Annotated in this window: 14 protein-coding genes; 11 read left to right on the forward strand and 3 right to left on the reverse strand. The window is 39.2% G+C overall.

The window, feature by feature from the left end:
* Positions 1-254: 254 nt before the first annotated feature.
* Complete coding sequence (locus J9318_RS00815) at positions 255-794, forward strand: hypothetical protein (RefSeq protein WP_210560622.1); 540 nt, start codon at positions 255-257, stop codon at positions 792-794.
* Between the two features lie 60 nt (positions 795-854).
* Here J9318_RS00815 and J9318_RS00820 read toward each other — a convergent pair whose 3' ends face one another.
* The gene (locus tag J9318_RS00820) at positions 855-3041 is read right to left on the reverse strand and encodes a TonB-dependent receptor (protein WP_210560623.1); all 2187 of its coding nucleotides are present in this window, start codon (positions 3039-3041) and stop codon (positions 855-857) included.
* A gap of 131 nt (positions 3042-3172) precedes the next feature.
* Positions 3173-6382 (reverse strand): DUF3427 domain-containing protein, encoded by a 3210-nt coding sequence (locus tag J9318_RS00825; RefSeq protein ID WP_210560624.1) that lies wholly within the window; start codon positions 6380-6382, stop codon positions 3173-3175.
* Positions 6383-7074: 692 nt separating this feature from the next.
* Here J9318_RS00825 and J9318_RS00830 point away from each other — a divergent pair.
* The 3 genes from J9318_RS00830 to J9318_RS00840 are packed head-to-tail and all read left to right on the forward strand — an operon-like array spanning position 7075 to position 9706.
* Positions 7075-7761, forward strand: a complete 687-nt coding sequence (locus tag J9318_RS00830; protein WP_210560625.1) for a hypothetical protein — start codon at positions 7075-7077, stop codon at positions 7759-7761.
* Complete coding sequence (locus tag J9318_RS00835) at positions 7758-8627, forward strand: hypothetical protein (RefSeq protein ID WP_210560626.1); 870 nt, start codon at positions 7758-7760, stop codon at positions 8625-8627. Before J9318_RS00830 ends, J9318_RS00835 begins: the two co-directional genes overlap by 4 nt.
* A gap of 2 nt (positions 8628-8629) precedes the next feature.
* The gene (locus J9318_RS00840; RefSeq protein WP_210560627.1) at positions 8630-9706 is read left to right on the forward strand and encodes a hypothetical protein; all 1077 of its coding nucleotides are present in this window, start codon (positions 8630-8632) and stop codon (positions 9704-9706) included.
* On the opposite strand, the gene J9318_RS00845 is transcribed toward J9318_RS00840, so the two are convergent.
* Complete coding sequence (locus J9318_RS00845) at positions 9693-10277, reverse strand: hypothetical protein (protein WP_210560628.1); 585 nt, start codon at positions 10275-10277, stop codon at positions 9693-9695. The two genes, J9318_RS00840 and J9318_RS00845, sit on opposite strands and share 14 nt — an antisense overlap.
* A 565-nt stretch (positions 10278-10842) precedes the next feature.
* On the opposite strand from J9318_RS00845, the gene J9318_RS00850 reads away from it, so the two are divergent.
* The 7 genes from J9318_RS00850 (at position 10843) to J9318_RS00880 (ending at position 19346) form a co-directional block, all read left to right on the forward strand.
* The gene (locus J9318_RS00850) at positions 10843-11382 is read left to right on the forward strand and encodes a hypothetical protein (RefSeq protein WP_210560629.1); all 540 of its coding nucleotides are present in this window, start codon (positions 10843-10845) and stop codon (positions 11380-11382) included.
* On the forward strand, positions 11375-12499 hold the full coding sequence (locus tag J9318_RS00855) for a hypothetical protein (RefSeq protein WP_210560630.1): 1125 nt from the start codon (positions 11375-11377) through the stop codon (positions 12497-12499). The genes J9318_RS00850 and J9318_RS00855 overlap by 8 nt, the downstream gene beginning before the upstream one ends.
* A 12-nt stretch (positions 12500-12511) precedes the next feature.
* Positions 12512-13936: a site-specific integrase gene (locus tag J9318_RS00860; RefSeq protein WP_210560631.1), complete on the forward strand. Its 1425-nt coding sequence runs from the start codon at positions 12512-12514 to the stop codon at positions 13934-13936.
* Between the two features lie 2 nt (positions 13937-13938).
* Positions 13939-16722, forward strand: coding sequence for a site-specific integrase (locus J9318_RS00865; RefSeq protein ID WP_210560632.1), 2784 nt, complete (start codon positions 13939-13941; stop codon positions 16720-16722).
* A gap of 239 nt (positions 16723-16961) precedes the next feature.
* Positions 16962-17456 carry a hypothetical protein gene (locus tag J9318_RS00870; protein WP_210560633.1) on the forward strand — a complete coding sequence of 165 codons (495 nt, stop codon included), beginning with the start codon at positions 16962-16964 and terminating at the stop codon, positions 17454-17456.
* Between the two features lie 232 nt (positions 17457-17688).
* The gene (gene umuD / locus J9318_RS00875; protein WP_210560634.1) at positions 17689-18102 is read left to right on the forward strand and encodes a translesion error-prone DNA polymerase V autoproteolytic subunit; all 414 of its coding nucleotides are present in this window, start codon (positions 17689-17691) and stop codon (positions 18100-18102) included.
* A complete protein-coding gene (locus J9318_RS00880) occupies positions 18090-19346 on the forward strand; it encodes a Y-family DNA polymerase (RefSeq protein WP_210560635.1) in 1257 nt (418 codons plus the stop codon). The genes umuD and J9318_RS00880 overlap by 13 nt, the downstream gene beginning before the upstream one ends.
* Positions 19347-19368: the final 22 nt, after the last annotated feature.

Consider the following 19368-nt stretch of genomic DNA (forward strand, 5'->3'; position numbering starts at 1 on the left):
TGTAATAGCTTGTTGTTTTATATTTATTTACAGTTGTCTCCAAAATAGTCGGAAACCTGTCCTCTTTGCAATACCCTATCTTTATATTTGTTTAGCCACAAATATCACAAATCGTTATAAGATTGATTTTAAAGAGATTTATTCGGTCGTTAATTAATCCATAATATTTTGTTACATTTTTGCACTATCGAGATAATAATTTTCAACGTGTAAACCTGCTCTAATGCAACTAACTAAATTAATAAGGAACTGAAATGGCGCAAAAGACATTAACTATTTTTGGAATTGCTCTCTTAGCAACAACACTGAGTGCCTGTAACAACGAATCATCAACCTCTGAAGTTGAAAAAGAGACTCAAAAGGAAGTGGCATCAACTCCATTGAATTTAAAAGAGTCTCAGGTGACCAGCGAAAAACAGGCCAAAGCTATACCCAAGATGGAGCTAATCGATACTAGAGCTGACGCTACCAAAGGTACGTTACTAATAAATAATACCACTTTAGTTGCACAAGCCCTGCCTGTGGTTAAAGGGGTTGCGTTATTTGATCGTTCTGTAAACCAAACAGCCATTGCGACAGGAAACATAATTGTCGTTACCAAGCCGAACACCCCTATTCTAGGATGGGAAAATAATTACGATATTTCTGAGCTCGCCGAAAATACGTATTCGCTCACACCGAAAAGTCCTTCTGATTTAGTTTTAAACTATAAACAACTGAAAAAAGACCCTAATGTAACAACGATAGAGTTAGAATTGGATTACACGCCTGTTTCCAAACAAGAAACCATGTAACCACCATTAAACTATCAAACCGACTCGAGGGGTATTGAAGTGTCAGCTTCGCCCTCCGGGTCAATACTTATAACTAATTGATATATTTATCGAACGTGGTTTGCCTGGGAAATACCGATCGCCAGAAAAAGAGGAATAATCGGCGCGTTCAGCATATCGTTCGTCCGTTAAATTTTGCAACCTAACACCGAGTAGCACTTTAGCGTTTAATTGGTAGCTTGCCCTAAAGTGAAACAGCGTATGCCCTGGGTAACGGTGTTGATTTTCCACGTCGGTAAAATACTCACCGTTATATTGGCCATGCAACTGCCAAGACCACGCGTTGGATTGATAATTCAAAAATACATTCGCCATTTCATTGGGTGATGTATCTATATCCAGACCAACAATGTCCGAGCCACCAGCGTTTGATTCATTTATACCGGGATTGTTGAGATATGTATGATCTGCAAACGAAGCATTTACAGCCAGACTAAACGTCTCTGTTAATACAGTTTCAAAGCTAATTTCTGCGCCGCGATGTTTGGTTTTAGCACCACTAATATTAAAAAAGTCGGTATTTCGAATGATGCCATTGGATTTTTTATACTGATAAAAAGCGATATCCAACGATAAATTTTCATCTTGGAAACGCCAACCACCATCAAAGCCTTTTAACTCAACAGGATCTAAATCCGCTACGGTTTGCGCTCGTTGTAGTCGATACAACTCCGTTGCCTGTGGTGAACGAAAGCCATGAATTAAAGACCCGTACAATTGACTGTTATTTGCTAACTGATAAGTCGCCCCCAATTGCGGTGACAGTTGAAAATAGTCATCAAATCGATTTTCAGGTCGGCTATATCGACATCCACCAAAACCACAGGCTTGCCCCAACTCGTCGGTGCGGCCTGACACCATTTCATTGCGATAATCAAACTCAATATACTCGGCTCTTGCACCAATATTTAGATTTAGCTCAGGAGACATTTTAATATTAGTCACCACAAAGGACGCTATGTTTTTTGAATCGACCTTGTAGTCATAATGTTTGCCCGTTGGAATGGTTGCCTGCAAAAAGGCAGAGCCCTCTGTTTTCTCATCCTGAAACTGCAACAGCGACATCGCTGCGAGTTCAGCATCAACGCCATAATTAATATCTACAGAGTCATTCACGCGCCAATTATTTGAAGTCTGCACACCTAGGCTCGTTTGACGGTTCTTTTCCGTTGGCTGGCCCGGTAAAAAGTGCTGCATAAACGCCATATTTGAATAGCGTAAATAAGGTGAAATCACGAGCCCATTTTGCCAACGATAGGTTTGATACAAGCGAAAGCCATCGCCCTTTCGATAGGCTTCAGGATTGGCGTTGGTTTTGATAAGCGCTTTGTCTTTATAAGCACCTTCACCGACAAGATAACCTGCCGTTTCCTGATCTAAATTAAAGGCCGTTAACCAACTCGTTACATTGTAATCAGCCGATTCGCCTTGATGTTTTATGGTGCCAACTTGGTGTTTCACGCCCGAGTCATCTCGAAAACCACCATCGTCAACCACTGAAAAAGCTAAGCTCCAATCGCCGATTTGGCTCGCGTGACGCAATTTATAATAGTCGTAACTGCCTAGCGTTAAATCCGTTTCACCGCTGCCATTAGGTAACTGCGGCGTAACTAGATTAACCACGCCATGAAGTCCGTTCGAGCCGTATTGCGAAGCCGATGCGCCCCGTAATATTTCAACCGACTCGGCCCAATAATGATTTGCTTCAAACAATTCATTCACGTTACACATACCCGCCGGACGAAGTGGAATGCCGTTTTCCAATATCAAAAACTCACCACAAGCGCCTGCACCTGTTAACACGGGCGAGCGGATTGCAGCGAGATATTCTTGCCCACTATTGCGATGAAAATTCACGCCTGGCATTTGATTAAACAGCTCTTGAACATGCGCATGATTCGTCAGCGAAATTTGCGTTGCATCAATCACATCAACCGTTCTTGCGACAGCGCTTAAATCTTGTGGCACACGCGATGCAGTGACCACGATGGTTTCGATTTTTTCTTTTGATGATGAAGTGTCTTTTTCTGGGTTGTCTTTTACTACTGAAGTGTTTTGTGCCGGATTGCCATTTACTGAAGTGTCTACTGCCAGACTTTCAGCGAAAGTTTGGGCTGAGCTTTGTAAAGAGACAAACAACATGAAAAGCACAAATAACGCAGCAAAAACGAACCGCTCTTTTGTACTAATTTTAAAAAATTTATTCATTCTAAGACGTTACTCATTTTTAGAAGTTTACTTAAACAATTTAATGGTATTTAAACACAGTTAAGAGCGTTGGTTTCGGTTAATTGGGTTGTACGGTAGTGCCGTAAGTAACGATCTGAGCTCGGACGAAATCAAGCCATCGACAATTTCGCCGCTTGTTTCCATATAAATGACGGCATGGCGCTGCGCAACTTCCAAGTGATATTCATGGGCTGACTGCCCGTATGAGACACATAATCGACTTCTCCGAAATTAACGAATCCCATGGTTTTGCCAAACTCATCATTTGATTGCTCGCGCACAAACAAAAACAGGCGTTTGCCGTTGTCTTTATGCAAAATGTAATCTAGCCCTTTGCCACTATCTGGTCGCGTTGAGTTTTGGCTTTGCCAATGAAACAAGTCTTCGTTGATTGCATAGTCATGATACATGGTCGTTGGTGAAAACTGTTTTGCGTTTTTGTTGAGCGTAACAAACAGAAGCTCGATGTTTTGCTCTCTGATATTAAACACACCTTCTCTCGAGTTCGGTTGCCTTTCAAAGGTTGTCGCACCAAAACCCACTAAAATTTGCTCTCTGGCGTAACGAGCATGCAGTTTAATTGGATGATTGCCCATCATCGGCATAGTTGATTGTTTGTGATGAACTCGCTGAATAAGCAAGTCTGTAACACTGCTAATTTCGGAGACAATGGATGGTTGATTCAGGCTTAAAAGACTCTCCTGTAATGACTCAAATCCGGCGTTAGGTCCAGTCTTTTGCCAAAGATCATAATGCAACATCAAGTCATAAATTGGATTTTCTGAATCGCTTACGTTAAAGCCATTTTTTGCCAATGTATTTATTTGTTTAAGATATTGATGATCGTCACATACTAAGAGCCTAGTTTTAATCATACGAGACAGTTGGCGAAGTAATTCATTATCCGATTCAACGTTCATGCCCTCAGGTGCTTTGCTTGTTCCCGTATCTGAATTATCCACTTCATTTACGTTATAAATCACACCTGCCTCTTCACATAATTCCGTCCATGAGTGTTTTTTATAGATGTCTTCAAGCGCGACTTGCGGGTTCACTTTCATGAAATTATCGAGCGTAATCGATAACGTCGTATGTTGCGGAAAATTTCGGATCAGACCTAACAACCGCTGTCTATTCAAAGTGGCTTGTCTGATATTTTTCAAAATGACGTCTTGGGTTTGCTTAGACAGTTCTATGCGACACCCTAAAGGTGCATGAGGAAAGTCATTTTTGATTTCGTCACTGATCGCCCCATCTGTCTTACCCACCAGCGCTCTAAACTTATGCGCAAAGTCATATTCAGCATTGGCATTACCTACAAAATCGAGCACGGTACAAGCTTCTTTGCCATCGGCCAAACGCAGACCACGGCCGAGTTGTTGTAAAAATATCGTTAAACTTTCAGTCGGCCGCAGAAACAATAACGTATCCACTTCTGGGATATCGACGCCTTCATTAAAAATATCAACGACAAACAGGATGTTAATGGCACCGCTTCGAAGGGCTTGCTGTTTTTGAGCGCGCTCCCGGCTATTATCACTAGTCAAATAATCACAAGAAATGCCTTTTAATAAGAATTGCTTACACATGTATTCTGCATGTTTTTTACTGACACAAAAGCCCAATACTTTCATGCTAGAAACCGACGTCACTATTTCGTTAAGGCTTTGATAAATCTTATCTACGCGTTGCTGATTATGCGTGTACAAATTTGTTAAGGCCGCAATATCGTAACGACCTCGGTTCCAATTTACCGTTCGCAGATCGGTATCGTCATCCACCCCAAAATATTGAAATGGACAAAGATGGCGTCGATTGATGGCTTCCGGTAGACGAATTTCAGCCGCGATAACGCCACAAAAATCATCCAAAATATTAGACCCGTCTTGCCGTTCTGGCGTTGCGGTTAAGCCTAATAAAATCTGAGGCTCAAACTTTTTCAATATACTTCGATAGGAATTAGCGGCAACGTGATGGACTTCATCAATAACAATGTAATCAAAATAGTCGGCCGACAAAGAGAGATTATCTATCTGATTATTTAAAGACTGTACTGAAGCAAACAGGTGTTTGTAACTTTCGGGTTTGTGATTCCCAACCCAGAGCTCGCCAAAATTCGAATTTTTTAATACGCCTCGATACGCAAGCCGTGCTTGTTTTATTATTTCTTCTCGATGAGCAACAAATAGGAATTTAGCATCCGGCTTATCTTTGATAAAACGCGCAAAATCAAACGCCGATATTAACGTCTTCCCCGTGCCTGTTGCGGCCACTACTAAGTTTTTAAATCGCTTATGGAGTGAACGCTCAACATCTAACTGTTCCAAAATTTCTTGTTGGTGATTAAACGGCTTAATGTCGAAAAAATGTGATTGTTCTAATTCATGTCCACCGCTACTACCGATACGCGCTTCTTTTAGCGCAGACTTTAGTTTTTCTTTGGCTTCCACTTTGCCATCAAACAGCTCAAATTCTTTGGAATTCCAATAGGTTTCAAAGGTATTAATGGAACGTTCAATAATGTGAGGGATTTCTTGCGACGTAATCTTTAAATTCCACTCTAAGCCACTAGTCAGGGCCGAATGCGACAAGTTAGAGGAACCAATATAGCCGGTATTAAAGCCGGTATCGCGAATAAAGAGGTAGCTTTTGGCATGCAGTCGTTCTCTTTGGGTATTGTAACTAAGCTTAACTTCGGTGTTAGGCAATGACGCTAAAAACTCCACCGCTTTGGCATCGGTTGCGCCCATGTAAGACGTCGTGATGATCTTTAATTGTTTGCCACTTCGAGTGAAGGCTTCCAACTCCTTTCGGAAGATTCGAATTCCGGTCCATTTAATAAACGACACAAGCCAATAGATCGTATCCGACGAAAGTATCTCGCGCTTGAGTTCACTTTCTAACGACAATCCTGCATTACTACCGCAAAACAATTCACTTTGGGTCAGGCCTGTCAGTGGAAATATATCTTTGACGTATTTTTTAAGATCGGCCGCCACCGGATTTTCAAGTTCATACAGCGCAGTAAGAATTTGTCCTTGGCTATTGAGTAGATTCTCATCAAAAAATTCATCGTCTTGAAGCTTATCTTTAAGCCATAAAATCAGCTGGTTAGATAACTCTATTTGGTGCTGCAGTTGATCGTCGCCTGACGGTAAGCAATTAACCGCATATTCAATAACACGACTCAAAAAACGTGATAGCCATAATGCCGCTTCAGACTGCTCAAGGACACGCTCACCAATATAAAACTTATCTTTGTTAAGACGATCTGAAACGAGATTAGTGATCAGCTGTTCGTAAAGGCCGGTTTGATTCATTTTGTGGGCATTCCATTGTATTTGATTGACTATCTTTGCAGCCTGTACCTAATGAAGCAAGTAAATTTGTGATTACAGAGGTGTCAAAATGGAACTGTATTAATGTTTCCAATTGAGGAGGAGAAACACAACCAATTAAGGCATGAAGAAGAATGGCGCTCCCGGCAGGAATCGAACCTGCGCTTCAACCTCCGGAGAAGTACTCCTGCGAATGTAGCCAATTTTCATCATTTGGTGAAATTCGTTTTTAATAGGTATATCAATTGGTTGGGTGTTTTCGCAGGGCTTACCGATTTACGCCGATTAAGAGCTTTTTGCTTGGTCTGGTCACACACAGGTCACAAAATTGGTGGCTATTTTAGCCACTTTTCTTGCTGATTTACCCCTGCGAAAACAATCAACGTTAGTACGATTCAGATAGTACATTCAAATTGGTATCGACTAAAAACCCAGTTGAATTATGACTAACTAATAGATAGACCTATAATCATCTTCATCATTAGGTATCTAGTATTACTACTTTCGGGCTATTAGCTATAGCTCTTTTTTTATCGAAAACGCTACGGTAAGAAATAGGTTCATATAATAAAATAAAAAAGTCCAAATTATTAGTTAATTATCTAAGACACTTACTTTAGTAAAAAACTTGTGTATTATTTTAAACTCAACTTTTGGGCATGGAGAGATGGATTTTGAAATTAGCTTTAATTACTTATATTTTACTTTTCTTAACAACGTTCAACAGCTTATCAGAAAATTTGGCCGTTCCATTCGAAGGGCAGTTCAAAGAACATTTTAGCTCAAATGTCCCAGTTTCTGGCAATGTACTAATGGGGGCTGTGTATTCAACTGCTACGCTAGGCAACAATTTTTTTCTGAACATAGCAAACGATGTTAGTCATGTATGCTTCAAAGTGGCCTCTATCGATGGTACTTACGTGTCTGAAAATGATTATAATACTGCGAGTATAAGCGCCACAGACAGTACGATATTGTTAGATTACCCAACTAAATTTACAAAAATAGTTAATAATTTCAGCAACGAACAGCTCGCTCCTTTGGCAACGACAGGGAGTTGTTCAGACCAACGTTATCAGCACGTATTGCTTTCCTCTCGCTCCGATACTGTTGAAAGTTCCGACGTACTATTTATGGTTAGTTCAGGAAGAAGTGAAGTTTTTATGCAACTCAAACATAATAATGTTCGTATAAAGGCTAACTGCAAACGACTAGAGTCAGGTAAGCGAACATCTTACGACACAATTTGTAAAGTACCGGCTGCATCATTAGTGGAAGACAAATACAGCGCACAAATCGTAAGACGAAAAAATGGTCGTAGCTTACCACCTACTAAGTTTACGATTCAGAAAAGCAAATGAAGTTAAAACTTAAAGCTATTTTAGCCGCGTTACACCGTAGAATATTAGGATTACATGCTGGTCATTACCTAATACTTCTTGTTGTAGTTACTGCAGCCCTCATCCTGTTAGGTGATCGAAAGAATATTTACAGTGTTGAAGGAATATCACAAACAATAACAGTTGAAACTAGTGGCGCAGATATAAATGAATGGTTTTTTGATAACGGGGTTTTAGTCGCTGAAGACCTTTTTATGCAACCTTTAGAGCTTCAGGAAAGTAATACGTTTAAATTCTCTACTAATTCCAAGCTTAGAATTACATCCTCCAAAAACGGAAATGATTTTCAGCTTTTAATCACTGCACGTAATGACAAAAATGTAGGAGTCTTAGTAAACGAAAGTGAAAGCCAAATTTTAACTGGCTATGTCGAAGTCCTCCTCACGATATCAAGAGACTTCATTCTCCCGTTTGAAGGCAAAGCCTTATTAGGGGAAGATGTTGGCGCTGGCGTTGAGTCACTATTACTAGAAGGGGAAGTAAGCATTCTGGAAAGTAAGTTTATTTCCTCTGGCAGATACCAAGGTGAAAATAACAAATTAGACATGGGTGATAGAGTTTCAATCATAGATAATGATTCAGAATACATTTCAAAGGGATTCGTCCGTGTTACGCGACAAAACGCATTTTATTTTTCAGTGATTTCTGAAGGAGATGGTGTACAGGTTACTCGATTTGGAAACGAAGAAATGATTATCACCCCCTCGATTTGGAGTCGAGTAACCAAAGATCCCGTTGTTGCAGCAATGACATCACTTCTTGCATTGATGTTTTTGTTACTCGAATTTACGACACTTATAAAAACAACCCTCAATAATAAAGATTAGACATGTCAAAACGCCTATTAAATATCATTCTACTAATTTCGTTTAACTTTTCTGCTTATGCAGATAATCCTAGCCAGGTATACATCGAAGGCGATGAAATTGGTCAAGGTTTTTCAGTTAAACGGCTAAATTTGTGCTATTTCATTGCACCACTGCACGTTATTAACGATAGCTATTTTCTAACAGTAAAAGGTAGTGATAATTTACGTTCTTTAGGTGAAGGGCAACCACTACAGCCGTTCGGATATGATTTATCTGTTGGACATATTTCAGGATCATTAGCGAATCATTGTGGAATTGAAATAAATAGACTGTCTGTTGATCAATCTGATATTGATAAAGCAAAAACCATCGTTGTTTCGACAGTAAACAGTGACGGCCTTGTTTCCAGAACGCCTGCTGTTGTCCAAGAAACAGGCCTAGTTTACCTAAGCATAAAACCGCTATCGAGCGACAAATCGTTTTTTAAGGGTATGAGTGGTAGTTTGGTATACTCACAAGGAGCCCCAATTGGTATGCTGCAATCAGTCGACAGTGCTTCTGGTTTTGGCAAAGTATTGAGAATGGATCGGTTATTAGAAACGGTGTCACCTTTTTTCACTTCGTCAGGAAATCAAAAACCTGAACCAGAATCCAATCTTCAAATAAAAGATACAGCATCAAAATCAGACCAATTGAATTACGAAATCAGTCATTGGAGTTCGCCACCAACAAATAGCCACCAATCAATCAAACGAGTTTCGGATGGTAGCATTGAAACTTACTACGAGACTAATTTGAACGGCCGAGCAGCAGAGATAGATCTTTCTCTTTTGGGCTTTAAAAACATTGATTACTTAACGATATCGCTACCTGAAAATTCAGGCATAAAAGACATTGAGATTCTGACATCTAAAAAGAAATCGGGTAAACGAGGTTGGATTTCTTCAGCGAGCGGAACAATTTTACCGAAAGATAACCAGTTTAGAGTGACTTTACATAATGTTAAAGCCCAACGAATAAAACTAAAAATGTATTCTAGCTGGAATAACGAAGGGCTTATCCGTATCTCTGAAATAAATATTTTTAAAACAGACTAAGTGTCGCAGAGAATTGTTGTTTATCACAGACCATAGTACCCTTATAAATAAGGTCTTCGGCTAACTTAAAGTCACCTTTACATCCGGCTGACGTTAAAAATAAATTTAATCCTGATATGGTCGCTAAATATCTATTAGTGCTACCCCTTTTAGTTCTAACTTTGATCGTTCCTTTGCCTTTGTTATATTCATAAACAGTAAAAGAAACTTTCCCACCATATTCATTATAAACTTTTATTGCTGAGTCGCCGTCTGCTGGCTTTAAAAGAGTTACAATAAAATTATCAAGTTCACTGAATCTATTTCGAATGGTTAATGCCACTACAGATTCATCAGACGCATTGATTCCGGCTGAAAAAGCCATCTCTCGCATCGCCAAATCTTTTGAGTTTTGCATTGTATCTATCGCAGCTAATCTAAGTGCTGGGTCGGCACTTTGAAACAAAGTTTTTAATTCGGTTATTTCTGCTGCTCTTTTCTTAATTTCTTCAATTGATGAGTTTGCCATCGTAGGTAATGAAGTCGTATATAGCAGGATTGCAGCCACTGTTCCTATTGCTGTTTTGAACATTTTATTTCCCTATTTGTTTATTAAATTAGTAATTTAGCCATTTTTATAAGTAAAAACAATAGCTATTCTTACACCATTAACCAGTGAGCGCTGACTAGTTTTGTGTATCAATGTTATCCGAACATCGGTACAACCAATTATTTTGTCAAGTAGTTTGGTCTTCATGTCTATGGAGTCGACAAGTATCAAAAGTCACTTTTAGATTCGTAATACCTACCTAAGCACTTCAAATACAAAAATTATTTTAAACTATTTTCTAATTAGAATTTGTACCCAAAAGCAAAATAAAATTGTTCTAAATAAACAACTTAGCGCTCTATAAAATCATTTTATCCCTTATTTGTCAATAACTTACAGGTTATAAAAAACAAAATGCACTTGCAATTAAATTTCAACAGGAGTACTGTACACATCAACAGGTGTTGGAGATGATTTTGCACCTTATACAACAACAAATTGATTAAACGAGACCAATTACGGTCTCAAGCGGCCTGTGAGGTCTCGAGCGCAATGCTCGCATCACAAGTCTTAATTTAAACTTTTGTTATTGTGTAAGGAGTAACCTATGCCACATAACACCATTAAAACCCGACAAGAATTAACTTGTCACCCAAGCGCACTAAGTGCGTTTCAATTAACACAGTCTTTGTTTAGAGACGTTGTGTTGTCAAAAGACCCAACTGGGTATAGTCATGGCATTGATTTAGAAGTTGATTGCCTAATGATGACTAATTCTGGAAGCGATGAATCCGAGCGTTTGTTCGTTTCAGGTTGGTATCCACTTTTTTCAAAAAGTTATTCAGAACTTAGTACGTTTCGTATTGTTCAAGAACTCGAACCCAGTGAGATAGAGCTTATTTCGTGGCGCTATGCATTTCATGCTATCAAGGTTTACTCAGCCAGTAATACAAAGCTAGCTCATCTGCATATTGCAATGCAAGCCTGCCCTTTCAATATAAAACAAAAAATACTTGGAAATCATTATTCAATTTCCGACATCAAAAACGTCGCAATAATCTCTGGTTTTAGCCGAGGCGCAATTCGCAGCCAAATTGCATATTTCAACTCAAATAAACAACAATTAGGAGCGTCTTGTTATGCATAAGCTTCAAATACCACATATTAATAGAACCGAAAAGAAACTCGTTTTCAACCGAGACGATCTAAATGACCTTGATATTGTTGCTCTACTCAAGTGTGCGGCTAATTCAACAGGTCTAACCGAGACGTTACTAATTACGAGTGCCTGCACAGGCCGCCCAATTGACAATATTATCGACAATTTACATAAAGTCAGAATTGTAGAAAAAGACAATTGTGGGATTATGCTTACTGATAGTGAATATCCGGGGTCTAATGATATTAGAGATTCTGCGCACTCTATTATTCTGCCTTACAATATTGCCGAAACGTTACTAAACCAGCAGATTTTTGTACATGAGTTGGACTATATTCAACGACAGGCCAAAAACTTTTTACAAAGAATAAACCACAAATTTTATTCTAGTTTAACGCCGGTAAGAATCGCAAATCTGATAAAAAGCAGAGCATTTAAATTTGACTTGGCCCGCGAAGAGTTCATTTGGCTTAATGAACCAGAGATTGGCCGATGTGGTGTAAGTTGTAAGATCCATACCAACAAAGTTTCCTTTAAAGATAATCTTAGTGATCACGTTAGTGGACTGTTTGTTTGCGCTGAAAAGCCTGAGGCTCCTATTTTAAGTCGAGGCACGACCTTTAGTCCAAGCCCAAACGAGCGGATCATAGAACAATTAGAACGATTAAGAATGTCACCAACGTTGGACATAGTGTCTTTTCACAATCGCTATACGGAATTTACGTTACAGCTATTAGAAGTAGCGACGGGTTACCACGCTGTTAAATACCAATTTAATTCAATTGAATGTTTCGATTTAATAGATGGAAACGTCATGATCGATGATAAGCACTGCAGTGGCCCCGAATCAATTCGTCGACATGACTTGGACGCAATAGCTTTTCAACACCTCAATAACTACCTTGAGCATCTTGAAAACCTGCAAAAATGGTACAAGTGGGATCAGGCCGAAATTTCAAATGATATCCAACAGTCACTAAACGCAAACGCTCCTTTATTTCGATATATTAAAGCAGGAAAATTAGTGTCCGATGCCTGTTCGTCGTTTTCCATATTGCATTCTGTTGACTATAAACCGGTTCGCGGCTTATCCGCTAATGTATAAAGGAGTTCATATATGATTATGAAAAACGCCACATTAGCTCATATGAAGCGCCAACAAAAAAGTTTGGTATGTGATTACAACCGACTAAATACTTTTGACGTCGAGACTTTTCTTCAACATACAGTGGGTACAACTTGCATGGTAAAAAACTTACTCATTGCAAGTCTATGTGTTGGTGAACGGATCGAAAACTTACTTTCTAGCCTGCATCAAATAAAGCTATCTCATGTTCACAATTGTGGTGTGAAGATTAAAGTTCTTGAATTTCCACGATATGAGAACTTTCACGACGAAATGCCACTGGCATTTTTGGAAAGTGAAGGCCAGCCATTTGCAATCCTGCCTTTTGACGTTGCGAGTATCCTTAAGGGTATAGATGTTAAAAGCCTTGATATTGAATTTGTCGTAAAGCAAGCCGACAATTACCTTGCATCACTTAATCAAAAGTTTGACACCAAGCTAACGGCTGTAAGACTGGCTCGTCATCTAAGCCACGTGGGTGCGAAATTTGATCTTTCCTGTGCTGAGTTGGACTGGTTAACCGAATCTGAGCTCGGTCGCCATAGTGGTGCATACTACTTGCAAATTAATGCAGCTGACTTAAAGGCTAAGTTATTTAGATATGTGCAAACTCAATATGAGGCCGCAGGCCTGTCAGCTAACTTCAACTACACAGCACCACACGACACGCAGAGCAAGCGAATTGGTAGTAACCTATATGTTCGGAATGAGCACATAAAAGATAAAAGCTTAGAGCTAGTTGCAACAATAGAAACTCTAAAAAGTTCACCAATTATTAATATTGAAGAGTTACACAACCACTATACATATTTTACATTACAACTTTTAAACCTAGCGACCGGCCACCGACCTGGTGAAGGTCAATACAATACCCTTCAGAATTTTGATGTTGATTCCGGTTATGTTCTTGTTCAGGACAAACGAAGTCGTGGGCCAGGCACATGCCGTCTAATTCCATTGAGTAATATTGCAATTAAACAAATAACACTTTATATCGAGCACCTTTCATCTCTTCAAAAGTGGTGTGAATTAGATGGTTCTGACGTTGTAGCTGATATTGCAAATACCCTGAAATTCAATGCGCCAGTATTTCGATTCATGCGTCATGGCAAACTTATTAGTGCAACCTCTTCGCAATACGCTGCTTATGTTCCAATGGCAGATAAAAATAAGTCCAATTGGAACCGTCATTGGTTGCGAACACAACTTGCAGATCAGCTCTCTATTTTAGAGCCTGCAGTCAACGCGTTTATGGGGCATGAAGACAAACTAGATGAAACCTATTCAAAGTTCAGCTCACTATCTTTGGCTCACATAAAAGCAATTGCTTTGTTCCTAGAAGAATCATTAAAAAATTTAGGTTTCAAACCGCTTCGAGGACTGTGCGCTTGTAGTTCAAAGAAGGTCATTGAATAACTATGAAAAAAGTAGTTCAAAGCTCCCGCAATATAGGGCGAGAGCGGAATGTTTTAAATCACTTGTTTTTGAAACGAACTTCATCGTTTTCACAAATTCATGATGCGACCATTCTGCGCCTTTCATCAGCACATTTAGAGGCATCATTAAACCAGCACATAACAAATGTCGCATTTTTTTCATCTGCTTATTCGTTGTTGGGAGATGAAAAAAAATTATTGGCTCTAATCAATGATATTTTGTTGCAACGGTTAACAATCAAAAACTGCCCGTTGGGTTTCTATATTGAACTGTTTGAACACGATGCAAGGCTTGAACAGATCACACTGTCACACCCTTTCAGACTGTTTTTAGACGCTACAACTCATATTGCAATTCGAGCACTTGTCTCGCAATCAAGTACCACAAGTAAGCCTCTTACCCGAATCACTCTTTGGAAAATTATCGTCCAAGAACTGAGCCTTAACAATCACAAAGTTATTAGGAATCTTAAAGCGTTTTGCCAATCTGCCGTGGCGTTTAATATCACAAAATTTAATTCAAAAATGCCGATGTGGCTCTATTCATATTCAACAGGAAACATAACGAGTTATTGTGCCTGTACAAAAAGTTTTGAACGGTTATTTAACGTTAACATATATGATTTAGGCCAACGTTTTGATATGGGCGCATGTGAAACAGAATTTTTTGAGCTAGGTTTAACAACACCTCCGAGCCAAAAGAAACCAACAAAAAGTGCTGCCAAAATTCCAGGTGAACGAATCGCTTCTGTTTGTTTACAAATAAAACGTTGCTTCATTAAAGACTCGTTAGCGTCACCTTCATGCAATATGTTAAGCAACCTTATAAACTTGAAGTCAGAAATGAAAATTTCGCAAGAGATAATTCTGGTCGCTTGGTTAATAAATTTGTTGCGAAATAAACACCCAACCTCAACTGTCAAGCGCTACTACTATGCTGTCGCGGAATATTGGTTGCTGTCTTTACAAGAACTTTGCATAGAGGAGCTAGACCAACAAGAAGTGACTGAGATCCGAGACGAAATCGAGAACTTTCGCCCTGAGCATGCTTCATCAAAAAATAACCTCAATGTATTAAACCAACTCATGCAGTTTGCCGCTGAAAATTACAATATTGCCCCACCTCTTCAGCTCGAAACCAAAGGGCCCAATGTTCGAAACTACTTAATTTCTGAACACGACTTCAACAATGCATTTAATCAACTCATTGGAAAAATTGAACAGGCAAGCCAAAAACAATTAAGCCTATGTATATTGTTTCTGCTGATGGGCCGCTGCGGATTAAGGCCGTCTGAAGCAGTGAAACTCAAGCTGTCGGACATTGAACTGTCTGAAGAGCTACATCTATATGTTCGACCCAACGTATTTGGTAAGAACAAGACATATTGTGCCAAACGTCAAATACCTGTCGCCTATTTTCTCAAGCCAAATGAGTTATCTTTTTTTAAGCAATATTTGAATCGACGGATTGCTCAGTCCAACACATTTATCGTTAACCCTTTGTTTGCTCCAATCGATATTGAACAGAAGTATCCCTTTTCATTATCTGAACTTGATTTCTATATAAGTCGAATTTTAACAAACGTAACTGAAACTAGACTTGTTTCTTACCATTTAAGACACATGGCAATTAGCAATCTACAAATAACATTATATGGAGAAAAGATATCTTCAACCTACCCACACCCCTTCGATGAAAATCAAAGACAAAAAATAAGAAGCTACATCGACGATGCTCGTCAGCAAAATACTGTTTGGAATATTGCTGGTTTCGCGGGTCACCTGTCCCCGAACACAACATTTGGGACTTACTTGCATAATACCGGTGTGTTGTTGGGATCATTTACTACTCAATTGGATTTTGAACATTCTAAAATATTCTGGTGCAACGTATCCGAACATTCAAAATTGATGTTAGCTCGGCGATTTAATAATGAAGATATATCGGCCAAGAAACTAGAACGAGAGTTTTATTCAAAAAGCCAACCGCTGACCGACGATAACTGTACGGTTAATGCAATCACCCCAAATCAATTTAGCCTTAAATCCCACTACACTTACTCAGATTGTATACATGCGCTAAAAGCTTATGACAAAGTCAATAAACAGCAACTAACGGATATCGAAAAAGCAAAGCTCATACAAGATATTTCTCAGGCAATTTCGGTCCCCAAAAGTCAAATAACAGCCTGGATTAACTCGGCAAAGCTCCTCAATAAACTTCACACTGAAAAGGGATCAAAACATCGACGGTTATTCCCCAAAAACTCGAATCGATTATGCCCTATTGAACCACACACCAGACTAGAAAAAGCCCGAGCTGAAAAGATGTTTCGAAAGCTAAGAATGCATTATGTTGAACATAAAAAAGACATAATTGAATTGTGTAAATACCTACTCAAAAACACCCAGTACGGCCATAGCTATTTGAAATTTTGTTCCATCGCCGACTACCAAAAATTTATTAGCACGGCACTTTTATTCTCAGAAGCAAACGATTGGAAAATAGAAATTGATTCGCCATTAAGAATGAGAGAGGCAGCACTCCAATGGAAACATATAAATAGGGCGGTTAACTTTAAAATTGCAAAAACCTCCGTCGCCAATAGAATTAAATTTCCTGTTGGTCGTGCAAAGTTATATCTTTTGCAGAAGCCAAGCAACCAGTCGTTGTCACCGCCCTCAAAAATAAAACCACGGTATTCGAGCAATGTAATGAAGCACATATGTCATGTTTTAGGAATAATGCTTGCTGTGGAAGTTTGACTTATTGGACTAGTTAGCAAGCAGAATGCAAAAATTAACTGACATTAATTTCCGAAAAATGCATCTGGTTTTATGGCAAGGTTACACCATGTTTTAGCGATTTCTTTGCCGCTGGAGATTTAGTATTCCCGGGCGCAGGAGATGAACTAAATACTACAATTTTAAGGAATACAAGGCATGAAACTGTTGTGTTTTTGCCCTACAATTAATGTCTTAAAGTAACTTTAAAAGAGAACCTCATGGCAGCTTTTAAATGGACAATAGAGCGCGACCACTATCTAAAAGAACAATGGCCCGAAAAGCGAGCCGTTGATATTGCTGATGACCTTGACGTTTCAAAACATGTCATCATGCGTAGAGTAAGAAAGTTAGACTTACCCAAAAAACCGCCTCAACGAGTTCTTAAACACCATTACCATTGGTCTACTTCAATGGACGAATTCCTAAAAGACAATTATCAAAAACAGTCAAACCAAGAACTATCAACCCATCTTAATGTAAGTATTCAAGCAGTCATGCGTCGCAAGAAAAAACTAGACCTATTGAGAAACAAAACTTTACGCACCCACTTTAAGTGGGAAAAAGACGATATTAGCCGCTTAATTACCCTATTCAACGCGCGACAGCCCATTAGTGACATTGCCAAAACAATTGAAATATCAGAGCCTGCCGTAAAACGAAAACTTAAGTCTTTGGGTCTAAGCCGACAGGCACAACGAATTGAGATGATGTAAGCTGTTGTTCGGTGTAGTGAATAGCATTATGGGCTTTGTTTATAGGTTTCTGGCTTTTGAACAATGACACTTTGCAACTAAATCCAATTGTACTGTAGTGGTATGGTGATTTTTGTCATGTAATTAGAGGGTGTTATACGGATGAAAAATATAGCTCAATCATCATTTATTAATTTAAGTTTTAACATAAATAATCTATACTGTTTTTATTTACAGTATTATTGGGGCTTAAATGAAAGTAATCCCGATATTCATCGACGCCGGCATAACAGGTTTCGAGTCTCCAGCCGCTGAATATACTGAGCTGGCATTGTCTCTTGATGAATTACTCATAAAGCATCCAAATGCTACCTTTGTTGGTCTAGCAAATGGTGACTCGATGCAAGGTGTGGGCATTTATGATGGTGACTTATTGATAGTTGATAGGTCTGAAACAACTAATCAAAACGACATCATAGTGGCGAACTATAACGGTAATTTTGTCTGTAAAATCCTTGATAAACAACGTCGACTTCTTTTATCGGCTTCTAGTAGACATAACCCGGTAACGATATCGGATGCAGATGAGTTTCAAATTGAGGGTGTTGTTACTCGCTCAGTACGACTCCACCGCAAAAGCAGAGAGCTTCTATCGTGTATGCCTTAGTCGATGCGGTTGCATTCTATGCAAGTGCAGAAAAGGTGTTCGATCCAACAATACGAAAACGTCCTGTTGTCGTGTTAACCAACAATGACGGATGTATCTGTGCCACTAGTCCAGAGGCCAGAAAACTGAAGATCCCAAAGTTCGAGCCGTACTTCAAACTAAAACCTTACCTAGAGCAGCACAATGTAATTGTGCGTTCATCTAATTATGAGCTTTATGCAGATCTCAGTAGTCGAATGATGAACGTAATTGGCAGGTTCTGTGATAATCAATATATATACTCAATTGACGAAAGCTTTCTCCAATTTACAGGCTTTGCATCGATCATCGATGATTGGCACGCATATGGGCAACAAATACGTTTAGCCGTATGGCGCGAAACCAAGCTCCCTGTGGGAGTTGGATTTGGAATTACACCAACGCTATCTAAAGCAGCAAACCACGCTGCTAAGAAGCTTGATGGATATAATGGTGTTGCAGTTATCAATGATGGATATTCCGCAAATGAAGTCCTCGCGAAAATGTCTGTTACTGATGTCTGGGGAATTGGCGGTCGTTTAGGGAAAAAGCTAAATATATTAGGAATTCACACCGCACTCGATTTAAAGAAACAAAGCCCGAAGACTATGAGGAAACAGTTTTCAGTTGTAGTCGAGCGCACGGTAGAAGAGCTTAATGGAAAAATATGTCTATCTTGGGATGAAGTTAAGCAACCAAAGCAGGAGATTTTTTCGACCAGAAGCTTTGGAGAGCGTATTACAGACATAAATGAATTGAAGTCTTCTTTAATAACACACTGCTCCATCGTTGGAAAAAAGTTGAGAGACCAAGGTTCAATGACAAAGCGGCTAATGATATTTGCTCATAGTTCGCCTCATGAAGATAACTTTTATAAGCGCAGCTTTCTTTATGACTTTCCAGTGGCCACAAGTGACTCTCGCATAATGGCAAATGCAGTGAGTGAAGTTTTGCCACATATATTCAACGACGGTGTCCGATTTTATAAGGCAGGCTTAGGTGCGGTTGATCTTCGTTCTGAGCAATTTATGCAATCAGATTTATTCAATACTACGTCAGATAACAGAAAGCTAATGGATAGTCTCGACAATATAAATAAGATCTTCGGAAAAGGAACACTCCGGCTAGCATCTGAGCAACAATCCCAATCATGGGAGATGCGACGAAATTTTTTGAGTCCAAGGTATACAACTAGATGGCAAGACATACCTAAGATACAGTGTTAACAAACCTCCCAATAAAATAATG

It is taken from the genome of Psychrosphaera aestuarii (assembly GCF_017948405.1).
In the GTDB taxonomy this organism is placed as follows: domain Bacteria; phylum Pseudomonadota; class Gammaproteobacteria; order Enterobacterales; family Alteromonadaceae; genus Psychrosphaera; species Psychrosphaera aestuarii.